The sequence below is a fragment of the Mucilaginibacter sp. BGA-UO-ETr-C110 genome (assembly GCF_059567985.1).
The window spans coordinates 5,847,815-5,872,745 of record NZ_JCAQPB010000002.1 but is presented as its reverse complement, the minus strand read 5'-3'; the positions used below and the strand labels follow the sequence as shown (position 1 = coordinate 5,872,745).

Sequence of the window (24,931 nt, the reverse complement as noted above, 5' to 3'; positions counted from 1 at the left end):
TAACATTTAACAAAGTAAAAGTATGAAAATAATTGTACCCCACATATTGGGGCGCATGATCGTGTATGCTATGAAATGGACAGCTACATTATTTGCGATCATCTGCAGTTCGACGTTTGTCGTAATGGCTACGTCGGCATCAGGCCAATCCGTTCTGGATAAAAAGTTTTCCATAAACATAAAAGAAGAAGGGTTAAAATCTGCTCTCGATAAGATTGCCCGCACAGCCACGGTGAAAATACTCTACAGTGGTAACATAGCGCAATCAGATGCAAAAGTTACATTGCACGCCAAGAACGAAAAGCTCTCAAGTGTTTTGAAACGGGCGCTGACCAACCTGCCTTATAGTTACAGTGCAGTTGATAATGATGTACTGATACGTTACGACACAGATAAATTAAAGCAGGAGCAACAAGGAAAGCAACAGAAAAAGGAAGTTTTACCGGTAAAGGGAAGAATTACCGATGGTAAAGGGACACCGTTGGTCGGTGCTACCATCAGAATTAAGGGGACGGACAAAGTAACTACCACCGACGCACAAGGTGTTTTTTATTTATTGAACCTGGACGACCGTCCGATAATTGTCGTGTCCTATGTTGGATACGTCACCAAAGAAGTAACGTTAGCGGTCGATTTAAATAACCTCGTAATTGTACTTCAGGATGACCGCACTGCGATAACGGAAGTGGTAGTTTCAACCGGGTACCAGGAAGTACCGTTAGAACGTGCGACCGGATCATTTTCTAAGGTGGACAATGCGCTGTATACGCGGCAGGTTTCAACTGACGTTATCAGTCGATTAAAAGCTATAGCGCCCGATCTTTTATTTGATGAGCGAAACGGTAAAACGAAGTTGAGCATCAGGGGACGCAGCACCATATTTGCAAATGACCAGCCATTGATCGTTGTAGATAACTTCCCATATGACGGTGATATAACCAATGTCAATCCCAACGATGTAGAAAGCATTACTATACTCAAAGACGCAGCAGCTGCATCCATATGGGGGGTGCGCGCCGGGAACGGCGTAATAGTTATTACTACGAAAAGGGGCAGGAAAAATCAGGCCCCACAGGTAGAATTAAATACCAATGTTACGATAGGAAATAAGCCGGACCTATACTATAAGCCACAAATTAGTTCGGCAGATTTCGTGGATCTTGAAAAGTTGTTGTTCTCAAAAGGTTTTTATGATGCCAACATATCGGACAATATTAATTATCCGGTGCTTACCCCGGTTGTCGATTTACTAGCTAAAGGCCGCGCCGGGACAATTCAACCTGCGGCAGTAGCAGAACAAATCAATGCACTTAAAAATTACGATGTCAGAGATGACATTGCGAGGTATTTCTACCGCAAAAGCGTAAATCAGCAGTATTCACTCGGTTTTAAAGGTGGCGGTGAAAAATATACTTACTATTATTCGGCTGGCTACGACAAAAACCTTACAAACCTTAGAAATAATGCTTATGACCGGCTGGTGCTGAATGCCCAACAGACGTTTACACCGATAAACAACCTGGATATAAGCACGAGCATTGTTTACACCCAAAGCAATACTGCTACAAATACAGCCGCATCTGATATTTCTATGGGGAACAAAAATATCTACCCCTATGCACAGCTTGCGGACGGCAGTGGGAAGCCGTTAGTTGTAGCCAGGCAATACAATGGCGACTTTGTAAATGCTGCCACTCAAAAAGGACTACTGAACTGGAGTTACGTTCCGGTCAACGAACTTTCATCGAATTCAAATGAAACTAAACTTTCAGACACACGGTTCTCGGGAATCCTGAAATATACAATCATAAAGGGATTGGCTGCTTCGATCAATTACCAGTATGAACGTCAGAATGCAGACAATACCCAACTACAGGGTGAGGACGCTTATTATACACGTAATCTGATAAACAGCCTGAGTACGTTAAACGGCGATGGCTCCGTATCACGCGTTGTGCCACTCGGAGGTATTCGTATCAAAGGAAATACCATCCTGTCTTCCCAAAACGGCAGAGGCCAGTTAACCTACAATACCGAATGGAGTAAACACCAGATAGCAGCTATAGCGGGTGCTGAGATAAGACAGGCAACTGTTACAACTGATCAAAGCTACCTGTATGGATATGACCCCGCTGTAGGCCAGGGTCAAGCAGTGAACTACGCCGATTATTTTCAGACTTATCCGTCAGGGTACTATTCGGCGATTCCCGGCAATACCGCGGTTATTAAAACATTGGATAGGTTTCGCTCGTATTTTGCCAACGGCTCTTATACCTACGATAACCGGTACACCGTTTCTGCCAGTGGCAGGATCGATCAATCAAACTTATTTGGTGTACGTGCCAACCAACGATCCGTTCCACTGTGGTCAGCGGGTTTTAAATGGGCAATAGATAAGGAGGCATTTTATCAAAGCAAATGGCTGCCAGAATTAAGTTTCAGGGCAACTTATGGTTATAGCGGCAATTATGATAATACCATTACCGCATTTACCACGGCCTACTATACGACCAATTTCTACTCCCGTCAAACAGCCGCCACATTGCAAAGCCCCCCGAATACCAATCTGCAATGGGAAAAAACGGCAATGCTAAATCTTGGCATTGACTTTTCATCACTAAACAACAGGATTTCAGGTTCGATAGAGTACTATCATAAAAAAGGAACTGACCTTATTGGCTACGCGGCATTGGACCCTACAACTGGTTTCACTCAATACAAAGGGAATGTTGCCGGGATGAAAGGTAACGGCTGGGACGTAATCCTAAACACTAAGAACGTGAATGATAAATTCCGCTGGCTAACATCCTTTAGTCTGAGTTATGTGTCAGATAAAATCACGTCCTACGATTTAAAAAACACCAATGCAGTTGCTTACCTAAATGATGCAAGTATAACATCTGCTGTTTACAACTACTCGCCCTTAGTTGGAAGACCCTTGTTCGGTATCTATGCCTATAAATGGGCGGGCCTTGACCCGCAAACGGGTGACCCAATGGGTTACAAAGCAGGCCAGGCAAGTAAGGATTACAGCGCTTTAACCAATGTGCCGGTTGACAGCCTGGAATATAAAGGACGGGCTACCCCTAATATATACGGTGCCATTAGAAATACTTTCTCTTATGGCCAGGTTTCTTTTTCATTTAACATTAGCTACAGGTTGGGCTATTATTTCCATCGGAATTCAGTCAATTATTCCGAGCTACTATACAGCAATGTTTCGCATTCCGATTATGCAAAAAGATGGCAGAAGCCAGGTGATGAATCCCATACTAATGTACCATCACTGATATATCCTGATAATCAAAGCCGGGACCTTTTCTATATAAGATCAGCAGCTTTGATTGATAAAGGCGACAACATAAGATTGCAGGATATAAATGTTTCATACGACTTGTCGTCGAAATTATCCAACAAGCTGCATTTGAATCGGCTGCAGGTCTACGTCTACATGAATAATGTGGGGTTATTGTGGACGGCAAATAAAGATCACATAGATCCAGACTATCCCAACGTTCTCCTTCCGAGGACAATTGCATTTGGGTTAAAGGCTGGCTTTTAAATTTTAATTGTAAACAAGATGAAAAAGAACATACGATATATAATTCTCGCGTCAATGGTTCTACTGAGCACATCATGCAAAAAAGATTGGCTAAACGAGAAGCGTGACAGCTCACTATTGGTCCCAACGACGCTTCGGGATTTTCGACTTTTACTTAACAACAGCTATCCCATTGGCACCAATGTTATTGGCATAGCCGAAGTTGCTGCGGACGAGTACAGCATAGCGGATAATTATTACGGCTCACTATATTCAGTGGAGCAACTGGGTTACATATGGAGCGATAACACGTTCGCCTCTATTACTTATACTCCGGAATGGGACGATGCTTACCAGGAGGTCCTTCAGGCCAACGTGATCCTTGACGGCCTTGCCAAAATAAAGCCTGATGCAGGCAACCAGCTAGAATATAATGATGTCAAAGGTGGCGCTCTGTTTTTAAGGTCAAGAGCCTTTTTTAGCCTTGCGCAAATTTTCGCACAACCGTTCGACCCTGCAACTGCAGATAAAGACCTTGGCATCCCCCTGCGCCTTACATCAGATATCAATGTAAAATCGGTTAGGGCTACTGTCCAGCAAACTTATGATCGTATTACTTCAGATCTCAAAGAAGCGGCAACTCTTTTAAAAGTAGTTCCCGCCTATAAAACGGATTCGTCCCGACCCGCTGTATACGCGCTGCTTTCGCGTTGCTATTTATCTATGGGCATATACGATCAGGCGTTCAGTTATGCTGATCTTTGTCTAAAAGACTATCATAATCTCATTGACTACAATACGCTCGACGCTTCTTCAAATAGCCCTATTCCGGCATATAACGATGAAGTTATTTTTCATGCACCAATACAGTCATATACTTCCTTTTCAGCCCCAACCGGTGCCATTGATCAAAGCTTAGTAGATTCTTATGATGATAACGATCTGCGGGGGCAATTATTTTTTATTAAAAACCCGGATGGGACGTCCTCCTTTAAAGGCAATTATACAAATGATGGCCAATTGTTTGGAGGGATAGCAACGGACGAGCAATATTTGATACGTTCAGAGTGCGCCGTAAGAGCCGGTCATCTCGATGCCGCAGCAGAGGACTTAAATACACTTTTAAAGAACCGCTATCAGTCGGGTAAGTTTGTCCCATATAAGCTGACCGATCCTGCCAGTGCATTAGCATTAATCATTAAAGAGCGACAGAAGGAGTTACTGATGCGCGGATTACGGTGGTCCGACTTGCGACGGCTGAACAGGGAGAATACTTTTAAAATAACAATCAGCAAAACAATTAATGGACGCACATATTCTTTATCGCCAGATGCGCCCCAATACACTTTCCTTATTCCTGAGTATGTAATTAAAGCCTCCGGCATACAACAAACACCTCGATAAAAAAGCCATGAAAAATATTATTATAGTATTGCTTACAATTGTCTCGTTGCACAGTACATGGGCAATCGAACACTGTTCTTATAGTCGTTCATCACACAGAAAACAGAAGGCCGAAGTAACCATCCATTTTAAATCTGAATCTGATTGGTCACTCGTTGACACTTATGTTTGGGATGCCAGAAATTTTACTGATTATCAGAAAATATACCCAGGAAAAATAGTCAATAACAATTTTAGCTTTCATATAGACATCGATCATCCTGTTATAATAGGATTTGAAACTGATAGTTTATCCCTTTATTCTTCCCGGCAAGCGCACTCTATAACAAGGGGGTTTATGATGGAGCCAGGCGACAATTTACATCTAGAGGTTGGCGGGCGTTTGGACTTGGGCATTCAAAACATTGTATTCACGGGAAAAGGTTCGGCCAAGTATCGTTTGATCCAGGAGCTTATTTCAAAAGTTAACGGAAAACAGAGAAAGTGGGACTATTATCTGAATGTAGATGAATTATTTGCAAGGGCAGATTCAGATAAGCAGGAAATCAATACAATAACTGCTCGTTATAAGAGTCGAATCTCGCCTACCGCGTATAAAGTTTTGAAATTGCAGTATACAATGAATGCTTACTCGTCCGCAGTAAGTTCATTATTGGAGCATATTAACGGAATGAAAGATCGCAGGAAGTATGCCAGGTACATATCAATGTTGAAAAATGAATTTACCGATAGTAACGCTCGTTACGACTACAACAATTTTGCACTGATGCAAATCCTTGCGCGGCTGGATGTTTTGTTAAAAACAGATAAGAAATATGACGCGGAATACTATTCAAAGAATCTCTATAATCAATATAAGCTTTTAAAAACCACTTATGGACAAGACAGGCAGATCACCCAACCAATACTAGCTCAATTGATTATTAATGCAATTCTATATAAAGGCAAAAGCCACGCTGTAGATACCTGCATTGTTGATTTTATAGCATATTGTAATAAGTCTGACGAAGATTATCGGGAGATGAGGCAAATGCTCGATAGCTATAAGTCGAAATTCGAGAAAGGTGTTACAGCTTATGATTTCGCCCTTCGTGATACGAATGGAAACGTTATCAGGCAAAGCAATTTTAAGGGCAAGGTTGTCGTGTTAGACTTCTTCTTTACCGGCTGCGTCGGGTGTATCACTACCACGCCATACATCGACAGCCTGGAAAGAATATACAGCGGTAAGCCGATTGTTTTCGTTTCCGTTTCGGTAGATAAATTAACAGAAACCTGGAAAAAAGGCATCGGCACCTACAGTAGCAAAAATGCCATTCAGCTTTTCACAGATGGGAAGGCAACAATGCATCCGGTAGTTAAATACTACCAGGTGAATTCATACCCTACTATTGTCCTGATTGATAAAGCTGGGAGCATTGTGATGGCCAGAGCGCCGGACCCAAGAACTAAAGAAGGTTGGAGTAATTTCCGAAACAAACTGGATAATATACTGCTTGGTCCTTAATTGAATAAAATATAAAGTGCCGGAACGTTGTTCATTCCGGCACTTTATCAGGTAAATTAAGGATGGATCGCGCCTTTTTTGGGTTGGCCAACAGGTGCAACAGGATGGCCATTGCCATCGATGGTGTATACCTGGGCACAATTGTCGGTGCCATTTGCGCAGGCAGGATCACCAGGTAACGCGTTGCCGGTCGGCTGGCCTGCAGCAGTCAGATAGAACCATGCCTGGGCGTCAAGACGGGCAGCAAAGGCACCGCCAACGCCAACGAAAATGGCAAGGGCTGTCAATGTGAGTTTGAGAGACTTTTTCATGTTGTTAAAGTTTTGAAAGTTAGAAATACGACAGGGAGTATATTGATCGGGAAAGGTGCCTACATTTTTACAGGATTTCGGCATTAACCTGTCTGTTGCAACAAAAATTTATAGGGCGCTGGGGCTATATTGGTTCAATTTTTCGGGGGCATTTAGCTGTGTTCTGCTTTGATGCATCCTGATAAGGATAAGACATAATGCTGCGCCGCAAAAATTGAGGATCAAATGACCGGTCCAGTTGAGTTGGTCGATTATACCACCACAAGCACAGGGTACTTTTGGTGCGAATAGAAATAAATAGGAGATGTAAAATGCCAATAAAATTAACATTAGAAAGGAGGCAAAAAGGCCACGTTGAATTGTTTTGGAGTTAATAAGTAGGATAGCGGTAGCGATTTCAAAAAATGGAAATGTAAATGAAACTAAGGTCGAAACGGGTGCAAGTAATGGCGACATCTCCAATTGAGAAATGAAGCGCGTATGGTCTATTATTTTAATTGTAGCTGCATACAGCCATAGAATGATGAGGCAAAACCGAAAAAATTCAAAAATGAAAAGCCTGGCACGCATTGTATAATAGTTTTGATAGTGATACAAATTCTGCTTCGGGTCAAAAAGGAGTGTTTTAACGGTATCGGAACTGCGTGATTTCCCTTAATTTTAAAAGAAGGATAAGCATTTTCCGATTGGCGTTTAAAAATCGGCTATAGGAAAAGCAAATATTACCGGTAGTTTTTTTACTTCAGAACTAAGGTAAATGAGAATTGAATTACCGTGGATAGATATTATTTGAACGCCCGTATTAGCGTTACGAAACTCTAAAAACCCCAAAAACAAGGTCGAATTGAAGTGAAAATCTGCGGATTTAGGTCGCGGCATTGAAGCTGATGGAAAACTTTGGCCGGCATCTTAATGCCGACCAAAGGCATAGCAACAATTACTTTAATCCTGTTGGACAGGTGCAAGTAGGATACATAGAGACTGTGGTGGTTGTCGTGTTTGTTGTATCCGCTTGTGGGCTACCAATGTTTTTGACGTTTTTAAAACGGAAGGCCGTTCTTCTTACTGAAGGTGTGATTGAAATGTTCATAAATCTAATTTGTTTTATAATTAACTGAATCTAAGATAAATAGCCTACAGTAGAACTGTGAATTTATTATACAAAACCTGTTATCACGTATGTGAAAATCATTTTGCACTATGAGAATTTGTGAATGGGGTTATAAAAGTAGATTTATATTGCTCGCCATTTTTGTTGTTATTGTACAGGAACAAACGATGGTCTATACACAAACGCACGCGCTCCGGTTTGGGTTGATCATCGCCTATTACGCAATAGACATACCGTTCTTTTTCATAACAGCAAACTACGTTATACCATATGCTGTGCTACGCAAAAATCTATTAGTAAGGTTGCCATTTACTCTCTTCCTGACATTTTGCGGATATATCGTAGTGCAAAATTTGATGGACTATGTGTTGACATACGTTATATCCCATAGAATGATTTGGTCTGGATTGTCCTATCATAAATCAATTTTTCGCGCGAGTTACCTTTTAACTTGGGCAATGGGATATTTTCTCACACAGGAAGGAATTAAGAGAATGGAAAAATTAAAAGATCTGCAGATTAAAAATTTGGAACTCGAAGCCGCTTATTATCGTTCTAAAATCAAACCCCATCTCATTTTCAACACACTCAATTTTATACATGGATTGGTAGAGGAAACCTCAGAAAAGGCTTCCAGGACGATAAGTCTATTTGCGAAAGTTATGCGGTATTATTTGGTCAATTCTACAGCAAACGTGCCTGTGATTAACGAGCTGGAGCAGGTAAATGACTACATCGAGTTGAATAGGGCAAGACTAGGAGATCAGCTTTGTTTAGACATTGACATCAATACAGACCCGGCAATTGATAAACTGGAAATACCGCCGCAATTCCTTTTAAATTTTGTCGAAAACATGTTCATGCACGGTAACCTTCTTGATAAGGAACAACCGGCAAAGCTTTCTATTTCCAACGAAGGGCGGATGTTACAAATGCGATCATGGAACCTTAAAACTACAGCAAGAAAACTAAATACAACAGGCGTGGGTATGCGCTATGTGAAAAACCAATTATCGAGACAATCTACCACCAGCTATAAGCTGTCTATAAACGAAACAGCACAATTTTATGAACTTTTATTTTCGATTGAACTATGAAACTAAAATGTTTTGTCGTTGATGACGAACTAACCAGCATTGGAATTATATGTAGATATATAAATAGCACAGAGGGGCTGGAGCTGATAGGTTATGAAACCGATGAGAAAGAAGCAATGAGGAAGCTCATTGAAAAAGAGATTGTCCCCGATATTTTGTTCCTGGACATCATGATGCCGAACATCAACGGAATAGATTTTGCGCAAAAAATTACAGCAAAATTCCCGATCATTTTTATAACCGGTAATATTGATTTCGCGCTTCCGGCATTTAAATATGGACTAGCCTATTTGGTAAAGCCATTGATCAGAGCGGATTTTTCAGAAGCAATAGAAAAGGTCAAACAATGGTATGAAGGTAAGAATCCTCAGCTTCAGATTAAAGATGACATACTCATCATAAAAGACGGCACCAAAGGGAGTTTTATTCATATAAAGCTGGAAGATTTGTTGTTTGTAGAAAGTGATGCGAATTATATGCGAATGACTATGCATGATGGGACGGTTCAGCTTGCCTACACTTCCCTTATCGCCTTAGAAAAGCGCCTGGCTGGGCTTTTGTTCTGTCGGGTGCATAAGAAGTTCATTGTCAACCTGAAATTCATCGATTCGATCTGGTCAAACAACATTCGGCTCAGCGGTAATTTCATCATACCAATTGGTCAGAAATATCGTGAATATTTTACCGAGGAAGTTATAAAAAAAATGCTACCAGAGTAATCTCATTAATTGAGTTGATAACGGGGATTTGTATACATTAAAAGTTTATAGAACCCTTTGGGGCTTTTAAATTCCTTAGTTAAAAAATAATAAATCACCGTTTCATGTATCCGCTGTGCGGTGGGAAATAGCCGGTTAATATGCATGTGGAACAGTGCGGTGAATATTTCTGGCCTTTCACTGGCGGAATATTGATATAATGTATCAATAAAAGACTTTTTGAAAACCTCGTAGTCTTGCTCTATTTCGTTCGACAAGAATGGCGCTTCTTCTTCCCGAAACTTTATATAAGCAGCGTTTATTAACTTATATTTTGACGGATCGAGGCTGTGTTCTTCACTAAAGCTATTGCTTGTGACCTCTACGAGTTTACTGAACATACTGGCTGGGAAAACGCCCGAGACATAGACGGCATATGCCAACTCCACGCAAAGCTTGTACTTTTCCGAATCATCAAATCTTTGTTTTAGCAGATTGACCACAAAGCGACTGTCTTTATGAAAATGTGCTTCCACTAAGTGCATGTTAGCAGCACCGTAACGCTCGGTTTCCCTTCGATAAATGCGGATCAAAATATCTGATACCAGCCCGACTTCAATCTTGTCCTTAAAAAGATTTGAAAAAGCTTCTATAATGGCAGAAACTTTCTTCAATTTATGAAGCTTAAACCTTATTCGAAGATGGTGTCCTGATTCAGAATAGCGAATGAAAAACCACTGCAAAACACTCCCTTGATTGGCCAATATGAAGTTTTGAATGTGATTCGTCAGCAATTCATCACTGCGTGTAGGATGACAGAATACTTCAAAGTAAATCCAGTCAGCACCGGGTAGTACAAGTCCGTTTGATATATCGCCTCGGACTTGACTACGTTGTACTACGGGCTTATAGATAGTTTGCTTGTGATAGAGGCTTAAAAGTAGCTGTGAAGTATATGGCTGCTGATCATTGTCTTTTATAATCGGTTGCTCAGGCACAATGGTCTCTTCAAGATATAGGGTTTTCTGTTTAATAAGCAGGGTAAGCAGCTCACCAAGTTCAAAGCTATTATTTGTGTTGATGCAAAGGGTTTGATCTGTAGCTCCTACCCTAGCAAATCCGGATATGCGGTTTTGTTTCAGATAGCGGATCAAATGATCAACACTGCAGACTTTCCCTTTTTCTTGAACATCATGCAGATTGATTCGCCAGGTGGCAGGCGATAATATGATGTTTTTATAACTCAGCCGGGGATAATAAGCCAGGCCGGGAAGCCGGTCTCTTAAACGTAAGTACAAATTTTTATGAATTCCCTGGTGCTGTAAGTCACACAACAAGCGAAATACCGGGAGGTCGCTTAAAAGATAATTATAGGCAGAAGCAAGGCGCGGAACGAGCCGCATATTACGTTGCCGTGAGCGCAAGATAAGCTCATTGCCTTGCACCGAAAGCAAAATATCTGTCAGCATTAAAGGGGATTGGGTCGTATCATAATTAAGAACGCTCAACTGATGACTATATATAGATCTTCGCCTGTTTACATTATCAACAACATTACCGACCATGTAAGCGACGTCAAAAAACAGCACTCCGGGATTAGCCTGTTGCTCAATATCTGCAATTTGTTTGCATTGTTGGAGTACATCATCATTAGCCAAAGTAAATCTGCCTAATAACGAAGTAGCAGTACAGCCACCGAGGTGTTCTAACTGTATAAGCCCGTCCCCTAATGTACAAAGAACAGAAAGACTGTTAGGTAACGGGGCATTTGACAGTCCCTGGGGGCATACGAGGTCTTCGAGGTCGATGGTTCCGGATTTACCTGAAATTAATTCCGGCAGCAACATATTGAATGTGGAATTCATTAATTCATCTGTAGCAGGCTGATTTCCGAGCTGATGTATAAGTTCACTTGCAAGCAAGGATTGCTCCATTGCTCCATAGCCTATGCCAAGTTCAGGGTCCAATGCTTCCATGATAGGAATTTCTTTTGTCCCGAACTTCTTGCTAAATGCTTTAATAAATTGATCCAGCTCAGGAGATCGATAAGATGGCAGTATTTGATGTAGTCGCTCAATTAAATCAGGTAAATGCCTGAACATATCCTGCCCAAGACTTCCGTCAAGCAGCGGTCTATGCGCGATAATATACTCCACTTCCTGAACGGGCAATGTAAGCTGCACCCGTTGGAAATAATCCGCGCCGATGATATTTGGTTGCATCTCCGATATCAAAAGCTGATCTGCGACCATTGTTTCCAGTACCTGTAAAAAGGACGCCTCGTTCGCTGATTCCGGGATCATGGAAGTGACCATAGAAATTGATTGCGGAGTTTTACACAATTTCAAAATTTTTAGCTTTAGCTCACTCTTAGTTGTGTCAATTAATTCATACTGGCCATCGAATCGACCGACATATCGGATGTCGAACTCGGTAAGGTAATAGGTGCTATTTGCAAATAGCAAAGCATCTGCCTTTAAAAGATCGGCAAAATTAATTGCCAGTCGGTTTGTACATGTCCAATCGACGAACCGCTTGAGTTCCTGATTTTTTGTAATGACCGGTGGCCTTGCACTGCCCTTACTGAGTTCGATGGTCCCTATTCCTGCAAAGCCCCCGTATGGAGTTGCCCTGTAAGAAGCTCGATTAAAATATTTCCATATAGTATGTTGCACGCTGTCGGACAACGTTTTTATTTCTTCATATTTTATATTCCTGATTATCGCATAAAAGCTTGGGGACGATTGAGCGATGGACTCCTTAAGTTCATGCCAGCAATCTTCCAGGTTGGTACTAAAACTGAACTGGGGAACGCGGAAAATTAAGGTTGGAAGGGTCTGCATTTTCATATGCCAGTGAAAATGCAAAACACTTTATGGAACGTCAATAAAATTATATGAAACGCTGTTTTCATAGCATGAAACCACACTATGTTAGACTCAACCCCGAAAAAAACCTCTATCATCCTATAAGGGTCACAATACGAATATCAACACCTAATGCATTATATATAAATTAAATGATAAATTTACTTGACAACCTAACCCTCGACTCGTGGACAAAAAAAGAAGTGTTTTTCTATTTGGTGCTGGTGCAACTCTGCCTTGGGGATCGCCACGTACTCCCGATCTAACGGAACTAATTTTGACATCTGGATTCAAGATCAAAGGAGAGGATAAGACGATTACAAGGTTCATCTACGAAACCCTGATAGCCGCAGGGTATCAACCCTGGGAAGCGAATTTCGAGACTATTATCAATGTAATTGAAGAGCTTGTCGTTTACTATGGACATTTTGACTACAGTAAGGACAAAAAGCTTCCTTCTTTAATGAGTTGTTTTTTTCAGCCTACGTTTGAAGAACAGATTTTCAATTTTTCAGTTAAAGGAGGAGATGAAAACCAGCATGGGTATGTACTTCAAATTCCTGCTGGCTCTGACTATTATGCATCGCACAATGCTTATCAAAGAGAACCGCCCAAACAATTTTTCCTGCAACATCTGCTTTCAGCACTGCTTACTGCGATTGACGCGCGAATTTCTGATTTTGCCTATCATACCCACAGTCATTCTATCATTAAATTTGACAGCCCGATTAGTAAGTTGTTTGCTCAGTGGATGCTAGATCTTTCGGCTGAAAATATACTTCGCTTATATACTTTAAATTACGACCGGATATTCAAATTGCTCATTGAGCAAGCGGGAGTTGAGGTTTTTGAAGGATTTGAATATGGGGAGCGCGTTGAGCACGTCCTGAGATACAGAGCCGATATAAAGAGGATTCTTAGTGATACAGATTCACATGTTCATTACAATTTGCACGGATCAGCGTTTTGGGAAGTACTCGGATTGGATAATGCGCTATTACCGAATCCGGAAATTGCGTTCGTTTCCATTCCACGTTTGTCAATCAACAACACTCCCGCAACCTACCAAGTTGAAAAAGGGAAAACACTTTCGGTCACGAATATTATAACGGGCTATCAGAAAGCGCAGAAAGCAATGATCGCGCCTGTTAAACAGATGCAGGCGGCATTTGACAGGGATTGTTGTTTTGCAGATGATATCTATGTTGCAGGATATTCATTTGGTGATGAGCATATCAATGAAAGTTTGAGAACCGCATTACGGCACAATCCGCTGGTAAAGATTACAATCGTTGATCCATCTTTTCTTACGAATGGAATGGAAACTGACCTTGTGCTAAGGTTCTTTCCCTATATTCAAGAGCATGACCTGGCTCCAAGAGTTTTAAAGGACAACATTCGTAGTTATTATAACGGAAAAATATTGGCTTATACGATGACATTTGAAGAATTTTTAAAAGCGAAGAACCATCAATGAACAGATACGACGAATTAAAAAAAGCACTTTTGCAGAATTATTCAGAACAGGAAGCGTTGGACAATCTAACGTTTGTTCCGGATGCGGATCAAATTGATTTTTTAAAGAAATCTGTTGCGGCGACAATGACGCATATTCCACAAAAGGCTTTCAATTGCGGCCAGATTTCCGCGCTGTGGGCTGCAATGATAAAAGATCATAGCACTATACCTGCAGCTGTAATTTGCGGTGATCTGCAGTATTTAGGAACAAAGCTTTTTGTGTGTAACAGACCGATTGCCAGTACCCAGGAAAATGCCACCCAACTGGAGTTATGGGATGGACATTGTTGGCTTGAGTTTGGCGGCCTAATTGCCGATGCATCGATTTTCAGGACGTTATACTATGGTAATATGCATACAGAAATCAAAAAGACGATCATTGAAAGATTTGGTGAAGGACGTGGGGCTTTAATATCCACTCCCGCTCAATTACTGGATTTAGGATTCATTTATACACCACGCTACTCATTGAATAGCGAGGTGATTGATGGATTGGTCAAAGGAATAGATTTACCGAAGGGCGATAAAAATGATTGATAATTACGTAAACTTTTAATCACTAAAACAAGAGCAGCGGTGGCGACTAAAAATACTGAGTTGAATAATTACAGGATACTGGCATTCGGCGGGGCCGGAAATAGTGTAGCGAATGCACTACTCCAAAGCGGATTTGACCAACAAAAAATATTTTACTTCGATACTGATACAGAGTGCCTGAATACGAGTTCGGTAGTAAACAAATTTAAAATAGGGACATTTGTAGCGTTTGGAAGAAGCACAAAAGGAGAGCTCAGTATAGCGGCTAAGGCATATTTCGAAGATAAAGACCTATTTCTGCGTCTAATCAAACAAGACTTGATTTATATACTCGTTGGAGGTTTCGGAGGGGGGTTATTCACTGGTCTGATCAATAATCTGTCGGAAGACCTCCATAAAGCAGGTAAAAGATTCATAGTAATAGGAACGTTGCCATTTTCCTTCGAGGAAAGACAAAAGACAACGGCGGCAGTAGATGTCATCAAGCATCTGAATGAGTATACTGATAAATTAATTCTGCTAAAGAATGATATCCTCCACAAAGCATTTGGTGACTTAACCGTTGACGAGACTTTTAGAAAGATTGACTATACTATTGTTGAGGTCATTAAAGAAATAACATTTGAAATTCATAGTCTCGAGATTATTAATAAAACTTCAATAGTACTAACTCCTGGACTTGAAGACATTATTTTACAGGTAAAAGATTTTATAAAGAAAAGTGAGTATCCGATAGCGACAAGTAGTTCGAAGATCATCATTCCGGATACTAATCATGAATTGCTTAAAGCATTAACCATCGATCCCAGTTACGTATATAAGATTTCACCGCGCAAATTTGAGGAACTCGTGGCCTATATCTATGATCTCAGCGGACATGAAACAAAGCTGACCAAACAATCAAGGGATGATGGTGCTGATTTATTGGTCTGGACTGCGCCGCCAGTTTTGGGCGATAAATTCCTAACGGTCGTTCAGGCTAAACGATATAACCAAAGCAATAAGGTTGGATCGAAAGAAATACGGGAACTGATCGGAACAAGTTTATTTTTCAAAGCAGATAAAGGGCAAATGGTCACGACAAGTGACTATTCAAAACCCGCTATCGAAACGGCAAAAGCCAATAAGATCGATCTTCTGAAATTCTATGAATTAAATGAAACAATTAAAGACCTGTTGAATGACCAGGAAATTGCAACATCACCGTCTATAAGTGTAAATTATGATCTTAAGAGAGGCCAGCAAAGATCTGATAGACAGACGACATAAGTAACTAAAATATTTTCACCACCAAACTGTGCTAAACTACTTTTCGCTCCAGCCACTTTTTAAATACAGCCGATCTTTTCTGGCTGACAATTGCAGGTTCCTTCATTTTTGGTTCAATAACCACCTCCAGTTTGCCGTACTCCAGCGTGCGAAAGGATTTGCAAGACCTATAGTTAATAATGATCTGCCGGTTAATACGAAAAAACAACTGCGGGTCAACCTGTTTTTCTATCTCATCTAAGGTTTGTGGAATCAGGTAATTCCCTTCATCGAATAAGCGAATAAAATTATAGTCACCATCGTGGTGAAAGCTGCTAATCTCGTCTACGGGTACCGGAAGATTATCTGTACCCTTGTTTACCACGAAAACCGCTGCATACTTTTCTCCCCGCCGGGTTGGTTTACCGTCTGATTGATTGGTAAGCCAAACCTGCTGAACCAGGTAGTAACAGAAGTAGTATACATTCAATAGCAAAACAAACAGCACGATGACTGGAAAATCATACTTTAGGTAGACAGTGGTGAGAATATTGATCCCGTAAATCCTGAAATACACTGCGGCGAGTAAAAAAGCAATGATCGAAACCAACACGATTCCTAATAGTATCTGTAGTAAGGTTCGTTTCAGCGGCACTTTGTTCCACGGAGATTTTGCGTCGAGCTTTATGATGATTGCCCTTACCAGGCTAAATAAGAGAAATGCAATGATTGCGCTTCCCGCAACAGACTTATAGTAGTCAGCCAGGAGCAGAAATTCAAAGAAAGTCTTATCCTCTCCAAACGTGACAATAAAATGCGCTGCCAGAATAGAGACAATAATACGAATGACCAGGTCTTTATAGCTGGCAAGTGATGTCGGAGCGGCTATTTCCATTTAGGTTATCCTTTCTCAAGCCTTAATAAAACAGATGAACTTCATCTATTAAAAGCTGAAAAAATACAGTTAATGAATGAAAGCAAAAACAAGGCTGCCAGCTAAATGTTTTAAATGGCAACTATTAAAAACTTATTTTATCATTATGGCAAAACAACCTTTCACTCCGGCAGGGGTACAACAGAAGACTGCTGAATTGTACCGCCTTGCCAACTCCGATTTAACTACGCAGGCAAGTCTTATTTTAGGCAATTTCCGAAAGTGGATGACCGACAATTTTACGCTTGATTCTTCGCAACAAACGTATCTCACAAATCTTGATCAGGGGTTTGTAAATACCTTGTCCCGATCCCTAAGCAATGCTATTAATAATCGCCTGCCGGTCAATTTTACGCAAACTGCAGTCCCATCCGGTGCAAGCAAATTCATTCGCTCGCGGGATAATTTCGATGTGATCTACAATACGAACGGCATGTCCGTTTCGGGAGAGCTAAATATCAATATAGGACCTGAATAAGTACAATATACAGCGCTGATACCAATATAACCGGACAGTATTGGCCGGTTATATTTTTGCATTTATTTTTACAGATTCTCTTCATTTTTCCTACCTATTCCCAATTGTCCTCTTTTAGTGTCCGAAAGCACCACACACATATTCTTTACATAACCGGAGATTTTAGCGAGATGAAATATTTATTTCACTCGTGGTTTTGCGTATTTCAGCAATCTTTTTCACTACCTGGGCATTTTCGGGCGGAGTAAAGTTCTGTTTCAACGTACCACCACTATTAATTTTGATGCCGTAAGAATTAGTCTGATCGCTATGGAACAATTGATAGATTTTGCTTCGTCAGAGTATGAAGCGATGACTCTTGTCTTAAACAAGATTGTTATTGAAGCCGCAAACGAATTACAAAAAGCAGAACAATCCTGCATGATAATTCAAAAGAGCCTCCAAAACCTGAAGGACTTCCTGTTAGCATATGTATTTACGAACAGGCAGGAAGAAATCAATTTCTTTAAAGAGATTAAACCGAGGTTCTTTAAAGAACTAATATATTTCTCAGAAGTTTTTCACGTTGATTCCAGAAAGCCTGTTGGTAGCCACGATGAGCTAAAGCGATATTATTGGCATGAAATGGACCGCGTAAGAATATTCTTTGAACGTAATCATGATTTACATGTTTACTACCTAACTGGTAAAAACACTTTCGACGAACTGTATTTCATCCGTGGCGCGGAGCCGATGACTATAATACCAGAGTATTCCCCCGATATCGATCCAAGATTCACGACAATAGCCGGTTTCAAAATTTCAAAAATTCAGGCTTTCGAAAAGCTACACCGCTATTTACAGCATTGTTTAGATAATCTGGATGGAATACCATCAATCTTCAAGGAAATCGAAAAACCACAACGACGGAAAAGTCTTTGGACGGATTCCAAAGTCGCGTTGATAGAGGTGGCATACGCGTTACATTCTAAAGGGGCTGTCAATAATGGTACCGCTGATGTAAAAGATATTGTGAAAGATTTTGAAGATATGTTTAATATCGACTTGGGTAATGTTTATGCTGTATTTCAGCAAAACATCAGAATACGCAAAAAGAATAGGACGGCTTACCTCGATGAGTTAAAAATGCATCTGGAGCAGCGTATGGATGATCAGGATGTAAATCCTAGATATTAGACTCACGGCTTAATGTCCAGAAATCCGTAAATCTCTTTTTTCACCTTATGGCATTGCGGCAAACGATACATTGCGAAACCATGATCCGCCCAAACCCAAACAGACGTTATACCAAATGACCTATATTTGGTCAATTCTACTCTTTCTAGTTTTATCGATGCTTCGCCCGCTTTATACTCATCGGACGTCAGCATTTCCAAAGCATCCGCAAAATCCTTTAGTTGGGATCTCGATAAAGAAACCGCCTTGTAATCAATAAGCGTTTCATATTTGACATTACGAAATAAATAGAGATATGTCGTATCGCCACCAGATATGTTAGCAATCAGTTTTTTGCCTTCGCGATCAGAGATTATTACTTTCTTCGTGATTTTTACTTCTGGCTGTGCATAGGTAGTTGTGTAACCTACTATTAGCAGAAAACACAAAATCCATTTATTCATATTGCATATTTGAATGAAACCTACAACCTTTTTGTGATTGCGCATAATTTCTAGCCTCTCTACATCAAAACAAAATCTATTATCTAACCCCTGTAGTAGCGAAAACAGAGTTCAGGCATTTTCACCTTTGCTATCGTTATCCGGCACGAAATACATCGGGCCGCAGCAAAAGCAAAGCATATGTTAGAACCGATTTCATGGAGCAGTTATATCAAAGGGGCAGCCGTTCTGCTCGGCTGCTATTACAGCGGCGTTGCCGCGCTCTTCTACAGGCCGGAGATCAAGGGCTGGCTCAACCGTAATAATGCTTCTACCCAAACAAGCAAAGTTACCCAGGCTGCCGAAGAAGACATGATCGATCCCCCGGCGTTCGTGCAGCTGGAACAACTGGTTCATGAAATCGATGGCATTCTGGAACAGGCAGGAACAAACGCCACAAAGGATCAGCTACTACGTGAGCTGACACCAAAGCTGGCCAGCTTCGGCGGGTTACGCCATCCTGCCTACAGGGTTGCCATTCTTAATCATATCACTGCAAAAGCGGAAGAGATCTGCGGGGTCGGCATCGGGAAAGATGAGTTAGAACAGGTGATGCAATAAGCCGGCCCGTGCGGGTAACAACAGACTGCCGGGAACGCTCTGGTGGCGGAAATGAAAGGTGTGGATGGAAAGGGCGTTTCCCAGGCAGTTTTAAAACAGAAATTTTATTATCAAATCATAAATCATGAAAACAAAGCCAAGTGAAAGAAGAAAGTTGTGGGCAAGGATATGGCTGATGTCCCTAACAATATGTGTCTACTTTATCCTCTACGATGTCTCTATATCTTTTGCACAGGATGGGAACGCCGGTATTAGCGAGGCTACTAATAAAGTAAAAGGGTACTTCGCAACCGGTACTAACCTGATGTATGCTATTGGCGCAATAACCGGACTTGTCGGCGCTGTCAAGGTGTACAATAAATGGAGTGCCGGGGAACCCGACACCGCCAAAGTCGCCAGCAGCTGGTTTGGTGCCTGTATTTTCCTGGTTGTCGTGGCTACTGTGCTCAAAAGCTTCTTCGGGGTATAAAATTCCAATAATTATTTAACAGAACTGCAATGAAAAGGCAATTACCCATCGTGGAGATTGCAGGTACATCTTTTTATGTGGATGTGCTGCACGACGAACTGCGACAAACAGACAATCCCACCAATACGATATCCTTTAATGTATTCGACCAGGACGGCGACGGTTACACCTTCCTCTATGACAGCCGCAGGAAGAACGTCCCTGAAAATAAGGCCGATCTGAAACAAATGGAGGAAGGTATGCAGTGGATCACCATACCGGCACTAATGGAACTTGATCCGGAGGGGATTGCCCTGAAATATGATATACCTCTTTCCATTCTATGCCCTGAACTGGCTACTATAAATAAAGATGACGATGAAGAAGACGGATTATTCGAAGACTACTACAGCTGATCAGCAGGAGTTGATCAACCGCAGGCTTGCGGGCGAATTGCCCCGGATCGACATAGGTGGCCGTGACTTTATTGTCGACTGGCGGCTGCGTGAACTACGCTGTGCAGATAATCCTACCGACCGGATAGAGTTGCGAAGCCTGCCGATGGACGCTGATGGAACGAACTACCTCTGCTTTTATAACAGTAAGCTGCACCAGACGGTTATCCCCGACATCCATATGACCGCACTGCCGAAGAACGTGGTGGTACTGACCATCCCATACGAGTTAAAACTCGATCCGGTTGCCGTAGCCAGGGAGATGGGTATGGATGAAAAAGGTTTGCTCAAGGACTTTCCCATTGAACCGGGACTTAAAGTGACCGTTACGCCAATCGAAGAAACGGAAATGGTGCAATTGGTAAAAAGAAACCAGGACAAACGACGATTGCTGGGTGGGCAACAAAAGCAAACAAAAATACGCAGGAAAGGCAACAGGCTATAGGTATGGGTGTACAATACGAGATCAATAAAGGTGTGAACCGCCCCATTGAATTTAAGGGGCTGAAGGCGCAGTATATATTTTACCTGGCCATCGGGCTGGCTGTGCTGCTGATCCTGTTCTCCGCAATGTATATCGCCAGTGTTCCGGTTTACCTCTGCCTTGCTATAATACTGGCAGGTGGGTCAGCCCTGTTCTTTGGCGTATACAAATACAGCCATGCCTATGGTGAATTCGGACTAATGAAAGCAGTAGCCTACCGGCGCATTCCAATCGCACTGGTTTGCCATTCGGCTGACGTGTTTAAAAAGTTAAGCAGTAGAAAAGATAAAGTGAAGAGAGATGACCGTGATACTGATAATAGCAGCCTGCGTAGCCGTAGCAATAGTCGCGCTACAAAACAAAGCGCCAAAAGATAACAGCCGTGACGTTAATGGCCTGTTGCCGATCTGGAAAATAGAGCGGGATTGTCTTATCTCCAAGCACGGGGATATTACAATCGTACTCCGGGTAGTTCTGCCTGAAATATTTTCCCTTTCCAACGACGACTATGAAGCGCTGCATCACGCCTGGTTAAAAGCCATCAAGGTGTTACCCGTCGGTTCGGTGTTACATAAACAGGATTGGTTTGTAGACGCATCTTTTAAGGCTGGTTTTAAGAGCGACGATGAGAACTTCCTGCTGCGCAGCAGTGAGCAATTCTTCAACGAGCGGCCATACCTGGAACACGATTGCTTCCTGATGATCACCTTAAAGGCAAAAGACCGAAAACCGGCCAATTCAGCTTTTACCAATTTACTCCGAAGCAGTATCGTGCCACCGCACGCAACGGATGCACGTCTGCTGCAAAAGGCAATGGATAGTATCGGGCAATTCCGGCGTATCCTTACCGACAGCGGCATGTTACAGCTGGAACAGTTAAAGCAGTCGCAGTTAACAGGTGACCCGGCAAAACCGGGTATTCTGGAGCGTTACCTGTTCCTTTTAAACCGTACAGAGCAACCGGTCATTCTTAAAGACATTGTACTAAAACCCGAATGGAAGATCGGCGAAAACTTCTGCCAGTTGTACACATTGGCCGACACAGCGCATATGCCCGCAAGCTGCAGCTCTCGCGTAAATTATGATAAGTACTCTACCGACAAAACAAAATTCTCGGTTGGCTTTGCCACTCCCGTTGGATTGTTGCTACCGGTAAATCATATCTATAACCAGTTTATAGTTATCGCTGACGGGCAGAAAACCATAAAACGGCTGGAAAGCAAACGCACCCGCCTGCAGTCGCTATCGATGTATAGCCGCGAAAATTCAATAGGCATGCAGGCAACCGCCGATTATCTGAATGAAGCGATCTCGCAGGGACGGCATCCGATAAAGGCTCATTTTAACCTGCTTTGCTGGACAGACAATTACGAAAAGCTAAAAGACCTGCGCAATCAAACAGCATCGGCACTGGCGCGGATGCAGGCGGTACCGCACATGGAGATAAACGGTGCGCCGCAACTATGGTGGGCCGGGCTTCCGGGAAATGAAGCCGATCTGCCTGAAAATGAAACATTCGACACGTTTGCGGAACAGGCCACCTGCTTTTTAAATATGGAGACGGCCTACCGTTCATCAAACAGCCCGTTCGGCATCCGGTTGGGCGACCGGCTGACCGGTGTACCCGTCCATGTTGATATCAGCGACGAGCCAATGCAGCGCGGTATAACAACCAACCGCAATAAGATAGTGATTGGTGGCAGTGGCTCCGGAAAGTCGATGTTTATGAACCACATGTTGCATAGTTACGTGCAACAGGGCGCTCATTGCATTGTGGTCGACGTCGGGCACAGCTACGAAGGTTTATGCCAGATAGTGAATGGTTATTATTTCACTTATACAGAAGATAACCCAATACGATTTAATCCTTTTTATATAGCGTTCGGCGACATTCTGGACACAGAAAAAAAGGAAAGCATAAAGACGCTGCTGGTTGCATTATGGAAACAAAATGACGAATCATTTCGCCGCTCGGAATACGTGGCCATTTCTAATGCCCTGCAATCTTACTATACATTCCTGGACCAGAACGATGCCATATTTCCCTGCTTCAACAGCTTCTATGAATTCGTGCAGGAACATTTTACCGAGGAGTTGAAAACGGATGGCGTGAAAGACCGCGATTTCGATATTAACAATTTCCTCTACGTCCTGCGACCTTACTATAAAGGCGGCGAGTTTGATTATTTGCTCAACGCAACGGAGAACCTCGATGTAATGCAGCAGCCGTTCGTGGTATTCGAAATTGATTCAATAGCTGGTCATCCGACGCTCTTCCCAGTCGTGACCTTGATCATAATGGAAATGTTTATCTCGAAAATGCGAAAGCTGAAAGGAATCCGAAAGGTGATCTGTATTGAGGAAGCGTGGAAAGCAATTGCCCGCAGCGGCATGGCTGAATTTATCAAATACCTGTACAAAACCGTCCGCAAATATTTCGGGGAAGCAATCACCGTAACGCAGGAAATTGACGATGTGATCAGTTCACCCATCATTAAAGAAGCCATTATCAATAACGCGGATTGTAAGATACTGCTGGACATGAAAAAGTTCCAGAACAAGTTCGACGCGATACAGGCGGTAATGGGCATGAGTGACAAAGGCAAAGAACAGGTGCTGTCCCTGAACAAAGCAAATGACCCCGCCCGAAAATACCGTGAGATCTATATCGAGCTGGGCAATCAGCTCATGAAAGTATACCGCTATGAACCATCTGTCGCGGAATACTATGCATATACTACTGAACAGACGGAAAAATTAAAGCTGCAGAAGTACACTGTAGCGTATGGCGGCATTAAACAGGCGCTCCGTGTATTAGCTGCCGAGGCTAAAAATTAATGAAGCATGAAATCACAGGATAACAAAGAGTTTATTGAATACTACAAAGCACTGAAAGGGCAGCAGGCATTCGAGGCACGCACTAAAGATAGCATGCTGCCAATTATTGAAATTGGAGAACACCCCTTCTATGTAGACGTCCGCATCGGATTGCTGCGGCCTAAAGACGACTTCTCTACTATGGGAATTGAGCTTAACAAACTTTCTGTCGATACTAATAGCCGACACATGATTGGCTACTACGATAAAGAACTAAAAGAAGCGATTGCCATCGATCCGAATGCTGGGATGTACCCCGCAAACGTGGTCCGGATTGAGATACCCAATCTGTTTGTGCTTGATCCTGTTGGAATGGCCCGCCGCTACGGCAAAGACGATGATAAATACTACATACAGGATGGCATACGGCAGAAAATGTATCACAAGGCCATTATTACCCCGCTTCAAAATGAAGTTAAGGTTGCCGATAAAATGAACCCCCTGAAACAGGGAAGTATAAAAACCAAAACAACCGCGAAAAGAAAATCCCGAGGCATATGAAAAGAGTGTTTTTAATATTAATGTTTTGCCTGTTTACCGGCCCGCTTGTATACGAGGCAAAGGCACAGATACCTATTGTAAGTACTATTACCAGTGCCATTAAAAAAGTTATCAGAGCGCTTGACCTGGCCATTCAGCGGCAGCAGAACAAGGTGATCTGGCTGCAGAACGCCCAGAAGCAACTCGAAAATGCGATGGCCAAAATGAAGCTGGATGACATCTCCAAATGGACGGAAAAGCAGCGCAAGCTCTATGCTGATTACTTTGAAGAACTCAAAAAGGTTAAAGCCGCGATTGCTACATACAGCGCTGTAAAGAACATCATAGAGCGGCAAAAACAATTAATCAATGAATACGGCGCTGCCTGGAACCTGCTCAAACAGGACAAACATTTTACCCCGCAGGAATTGCAATACATGTCCTCGGTGTACTCCGGCATACTTAACGAGAGCCTCGCCAATATTGAACAACTGGAGCTGGTCATTAATTCCTTTAGTACCCAAATGTCGGATGGTCAGAGGCTGGAGTTGATCCATAAGGCTGGCGCAGGTGTAGACCACAATATATCCGTACTGCGTGGATTTACGAGGCGTAACGTCGGCCTAAGCTTGTCCCGTGCAGCTGATGCCAGGGAGGCGCAGCAGTTGAAGCAGTGGTATGGATTGAATTAAAGATAGGTCAGAAGAAAGGCGGATC

23 protein-coding genes are annotated in these 24,931 nt (G+C 42.2%); 18 read left to right on the top strand and 5 right to left on the bottom strand.

Going from position 1 to position 24,931, the window contains the following annotated elements:
- Window positions 1-22: 22 nt before the first annotated feature.
- The 3 genes from AC57BQ_RS25375 to AC57BQ_RS25365 are packed head-to-tail and all read left to right on the top strand — an operon-like array spanning window position 23 to window position 6,452.
- Window positions 23-3,562 (top strand): SusC/RagA family TonB-linked outer membrane protein, encoded by a 3,540-nt coding sequence (locus AC57BQ_RS25375; RefSeq protein ID WP_496408904.1) that lies wholly within the window; start codon window positions 23-25, stop codon window positions 3,560-3,562.
- Window positions 3,563-3,616: 54 nt separating this feature from the next.
- Window positions 3,617-4,945, top strand: a complete 1,329-nt coding sequence (locus tag AC57BQ_RS25370) for a RagB/SusD family nutrient uptake outer membrane protein (protein WP_496408903.1) — start codon at window positions 3,617-3,619, stop codon at window positions 4,943-4,945.
- A gap of 7 nt (window positions 4,946-4,952) precedes the next feature.
- Entirely contained in the window at window positions 4,953-6,452 is a 1,500-nt protein-coding gene (locus AC57BQ_RS25365; protein WP_496408902.1) for a TlpA family protein disulfide reductase, read from the top strand.
- Between the two features lie 56 nt (window positions 6,453-6,508).
- On the opposite strand, the gene AC57BQ_RS25360 is transcribed toward AC57BQ_RS25365, so the two are convergent.
- Together AC57BQ_RS25360 and AC57BQ_RS25355 are read right to left on the bottom strand one after the other, a co-directional pair.
- Window positions 6,509-6,763: a hypothetical protein gene (locus tag AC57BQ_RS25360; RefSeq protein WP_496408901.1), complete on the bottom strand. Its 255-nt coding sequence runs from the start codon at window positions 6,761-6,763 to the stop codon at window positions 6,509-6,511.
- Window positions 6,764-6,871: 108 nt separating this feature from the next.
- On the bottom strand, window positions 6,872-7,333 hold the full coding sequence (locus AC57BQ_RS25355) for a MauE/DoxX family redox-associated membrane protein (protein WP_496408900.1): 462 nt from the start codon (window positions 7,331-7,333) through the stop codon (window positions 6,872-6,874).
- A 1,035-nt stretch (window positions 7,334-8,368) separates the two neighbouring features.
- On the opposite strand from AC57BQ_RS25355, the gene AC57BQ_RS25350 reads away from it, so the two are divergent.
- Window positions 8,369-8,971, top strand: a complete 603-nt coding sequence (locus AC57BQ_RS25350) for a sensor histidine kinase (RefSeq protein ID WP_496408899.1) — start codon at window positions 8,369-8,371, stop codon at window positions 8,969-8,971.
- Entirely contained in the window at window positions 8,968-9,690 is a 723-nt protein-coding gene (locus AC57BQ_RS25345) for a LytR/AlgR family response regulator transcription factor (RefSeq protein ID WP_496408898.1), read from the top strand. The genes AC57BQ_RS25350 and AC57BQ_RS25345 overlap by 4 nt, the downstream gene beginning before the upstream one ends.
- A gap of 5 nt (window positions 9,691-9,695) precedes the next feature.
- Here AC57BQ_RS25345 and AC57BQ_RS25340 read toward each other — a convergent pair whose 3' ends face one another.
- Complete coding sequence (locus AC57BQ_RS25340; protein WP_496408897.1) at window positions 9,696-12,518, bottom strand: lantibiotic dehydratase; 2,823 nt, start codon at window positions 12,516-12,518, stop codon at window positions 9,696-9,698.
- A gap of 205 nt (window positions 12,519-12,723) precedes the next feature.
- Here AC57BQ_RS25340 and AC57BQ_RS25335 point away from each other — a divergent pair, with 205 nt between their 5' ends.
- Genes AC57BQ_RS25335 through AC57BQ_RS25325 form a run of 3 tightly spaced genes read left to right on the top strand, consistent with a single transcriptional unit; the run spans window position 12,724 to window position 15,860 of the window.
- Complete coding sequence (locus AC57BQ_RS25335; RefSeq protein WP_496408896.1) at window positions 12,724-14,013, top strand: hypothetical protein; 1,290 nt, start codon at window positions 12,724-12,726, stop codon at window positions 14,011-14,013.
- Window positions 14,010-14,591 (top strand): hypothetical protein, encoded by a 582-nt coding sequence (locus tag AC57BQ_RS25330; protein WP_496408895.1) that lies wholly within the window; start codon window positions 14,010-14,012, stop codon window positions 14,589-14,591. Before AC57BQ_RS25335 ends, AC57BQ_RS25330 begins: the two co-directional genes overlap by 4 nt.
- Window positions 14,592-14,630: 39 nt before the next feature.
- Window positions 14,631-15,860, top strand: coding sequence for a restriction endonuclease (locus AC57BQ_RS25325; RefSeq protein WP_496408894.1), 1,230 nt, complete (start codon window positions 14,631-14,633; stop codon window positions 15,858-15,860).
- Window positions 15,861-15,891: 31 nt separating this feature from the next.
- On the opposite strand, the gene AC57BQ_RS25320 is transcribed toward AC57BQ_RS25325, so the two are convergent.
- Window positions 15,892-16,734 carry a LytR/AlgR family response regulator transcription factor gene (locus AC57BQ_RS25320; protein ID WP_496408893.1) on the bottom strand — a complete coding sequence of 281 codons (843 nt, stop codon included), beginning with the start codon at window positions 16,732-16,734 and terminating at the stop codon, window positions 15,892-15,894.
- A gap of 76 nt (window positions 16,735-16,810) precedes the next feature.
- Here AC57BQ_RS25320 and AC57BQ_RS25315 point away from each other — a divergent pair, with 76 nt between their 5' ends.
- Window positions 16,811-17,251, top strand: coding sequence for a hypothetical protein (locus tag AC57BQ_RS25315; protein ID WP_496408892.1), 441 nt, complete (start codon window positions 16,811-16,813; stop codon window positions 17,249-17,251).
- Window positions 17,252-17,560: 309 nt separating this feature from the next.
- Window positions 17,561-18,427 carry an RteC domain-containing protein gene (locus tag AC57BQ_RS25310; RefSeq protein WP_496408891.1) on the top strand — a complete coding sequence of 289 codons (867 nt, stop codon included), beginning with the start codon at window positions 17,561-17,563 and terminating at the stop codon, window positions 18,425-18,427.
- Between the two features lie 2 nt (window positions 18,428-18,429).
- Here AC57BQ_RS25310 and AC57BQ_RS25305 read toward each other — a convergent pair whose 3' ends face one another.
- Window positions 18,430-18,870 carry a hypothetical protein gene (locus AC57BQ_RS25305; RefSeq protein ID WP_496408890.1) on the bottom strand — a complete coding sequence of 147 codons (441 nt, stop codon included), beginning with the start codon at window positions 18,868-18,870 and terminating at the stop codon, window positions 18,430-18,432.
- Between the two features lie 180 nt (window positions 18,871-19,050).
- Here AC57BQ_RS25305 and AC57BQ_RS25300 point away from each other — a divergent pair, with 180 nt between their 5' ends.
- The 8 genes from AC57BQ_RS25300 to AC57BQ_RS25265 all read left to right on the top strand — a co-directional run bounded on the left by AC57BQ_RS25300 (window position 19,051) and on the right by AC57BQ_RS25265 (window position 24,906).
- On the top strand, window positions 19,051-19,470 hold the full coding sequence (locus AC57BQ_RS25300) for a hypothetical protein (protein ID WP_496408889.1): 420 nt from the start codon (window positions 19,051-19,053) through the stop codon (window positions 19,468-19,470).
- Between the two features lie 175 nt (window positions 19,471-19,645).
- Window positions 19,646-19,939, top strand: a complete 294-nt coding sequence (locus AC57BQ_RS25295; protein ID WP_496408888.1) for a DUF4134 domain-containing protein — start codon at window positions 19,646-19,648, stop codon at window positions 19,937-19,939.
- 29 nt (window positions 19,940-19,968) lie between these two features.
- Window positions 19,969-20,334 (top strand): hypothetical protein, encoded by a 366-nt coding sequence (locus tag AC57BQ_RS25290; protein ID WP_496408887.1) that lies wholly within the window; start codon window positions 19,969-19,971, stop codon window positions 20,332-20,334.
- Window positions 20,297-20,818 (top strand): hypothetical protein, encoded by a 522-nt coding sequence (locus AC57BQ_RS25285; protein WP_496408886.1) that lies wholly within the window; start codon window positions 20,297-20,299, stop codon window positions 20,816-20,818. The genes AC57BQ_RS25290 and AC57BQ_RS25285 overlap by 38 nt, the downstream gene beginning before the upstream one ends.
- Before the next feature lie 2 nt (window positions 20,819-20,820).
- On the top strand, window positions 20,821-21,234 hold the full coding sequence (locus tag AC57BQ_RS25280; protein WP_496408885.1) for a DUF4133 domain-containing protein: 414 nt from the start codon (window positions 20,821-20,823) through the stop codon (window positions 21,232-21,234).
- Window positions 21,158-23,695, top strand: a complete 2,538-nt coding sequence (locus AC57BQ_RS25275) for a TraG family conjugative transposon ATPase (RefSeq protein WP_496408884.1) — start codon at window positions 21,158-21,160, stop codon at window positions 23,693-23,695. The genes AC57BQ_RS25280 and AC57BQ_RS25275 overlap by 77 nt, the downstream gene beginning before the upstream one ends.
- Window positions 23,696-23,701: 6 nt before the next feature.
- Window positions 23,702-24,235 (top strand): hypothetical protein, encoded by a 534-nt coding sequence (locus AC57BQ_RS25270; RefSeq protein WP_496408883.1) that lies wholly within the window; start codon window positions 23,702-23,704, stop codon window positions 24,233-24,235.
- Window positions 24,232-24,906 carry a conjugal transfer protein TraI gene (locus AC57BQ_RS25265; protein WP_496408882.1) on the top strand — a complete coding sequence of 225 codons (675 nt, stop codon included), beginning with the start codon at window positions 24,232-24,234 and terminating at the stop codon, window positions 24,904-24,906. Before AC57BQ_RS25270 ends, AC57BQ_RS25265 begins: the two co-directional genes overlap by 4 nt.
- The last annotated feature ends 25 nt before the right edge of the window (window positions 24,907-24,931 follow it).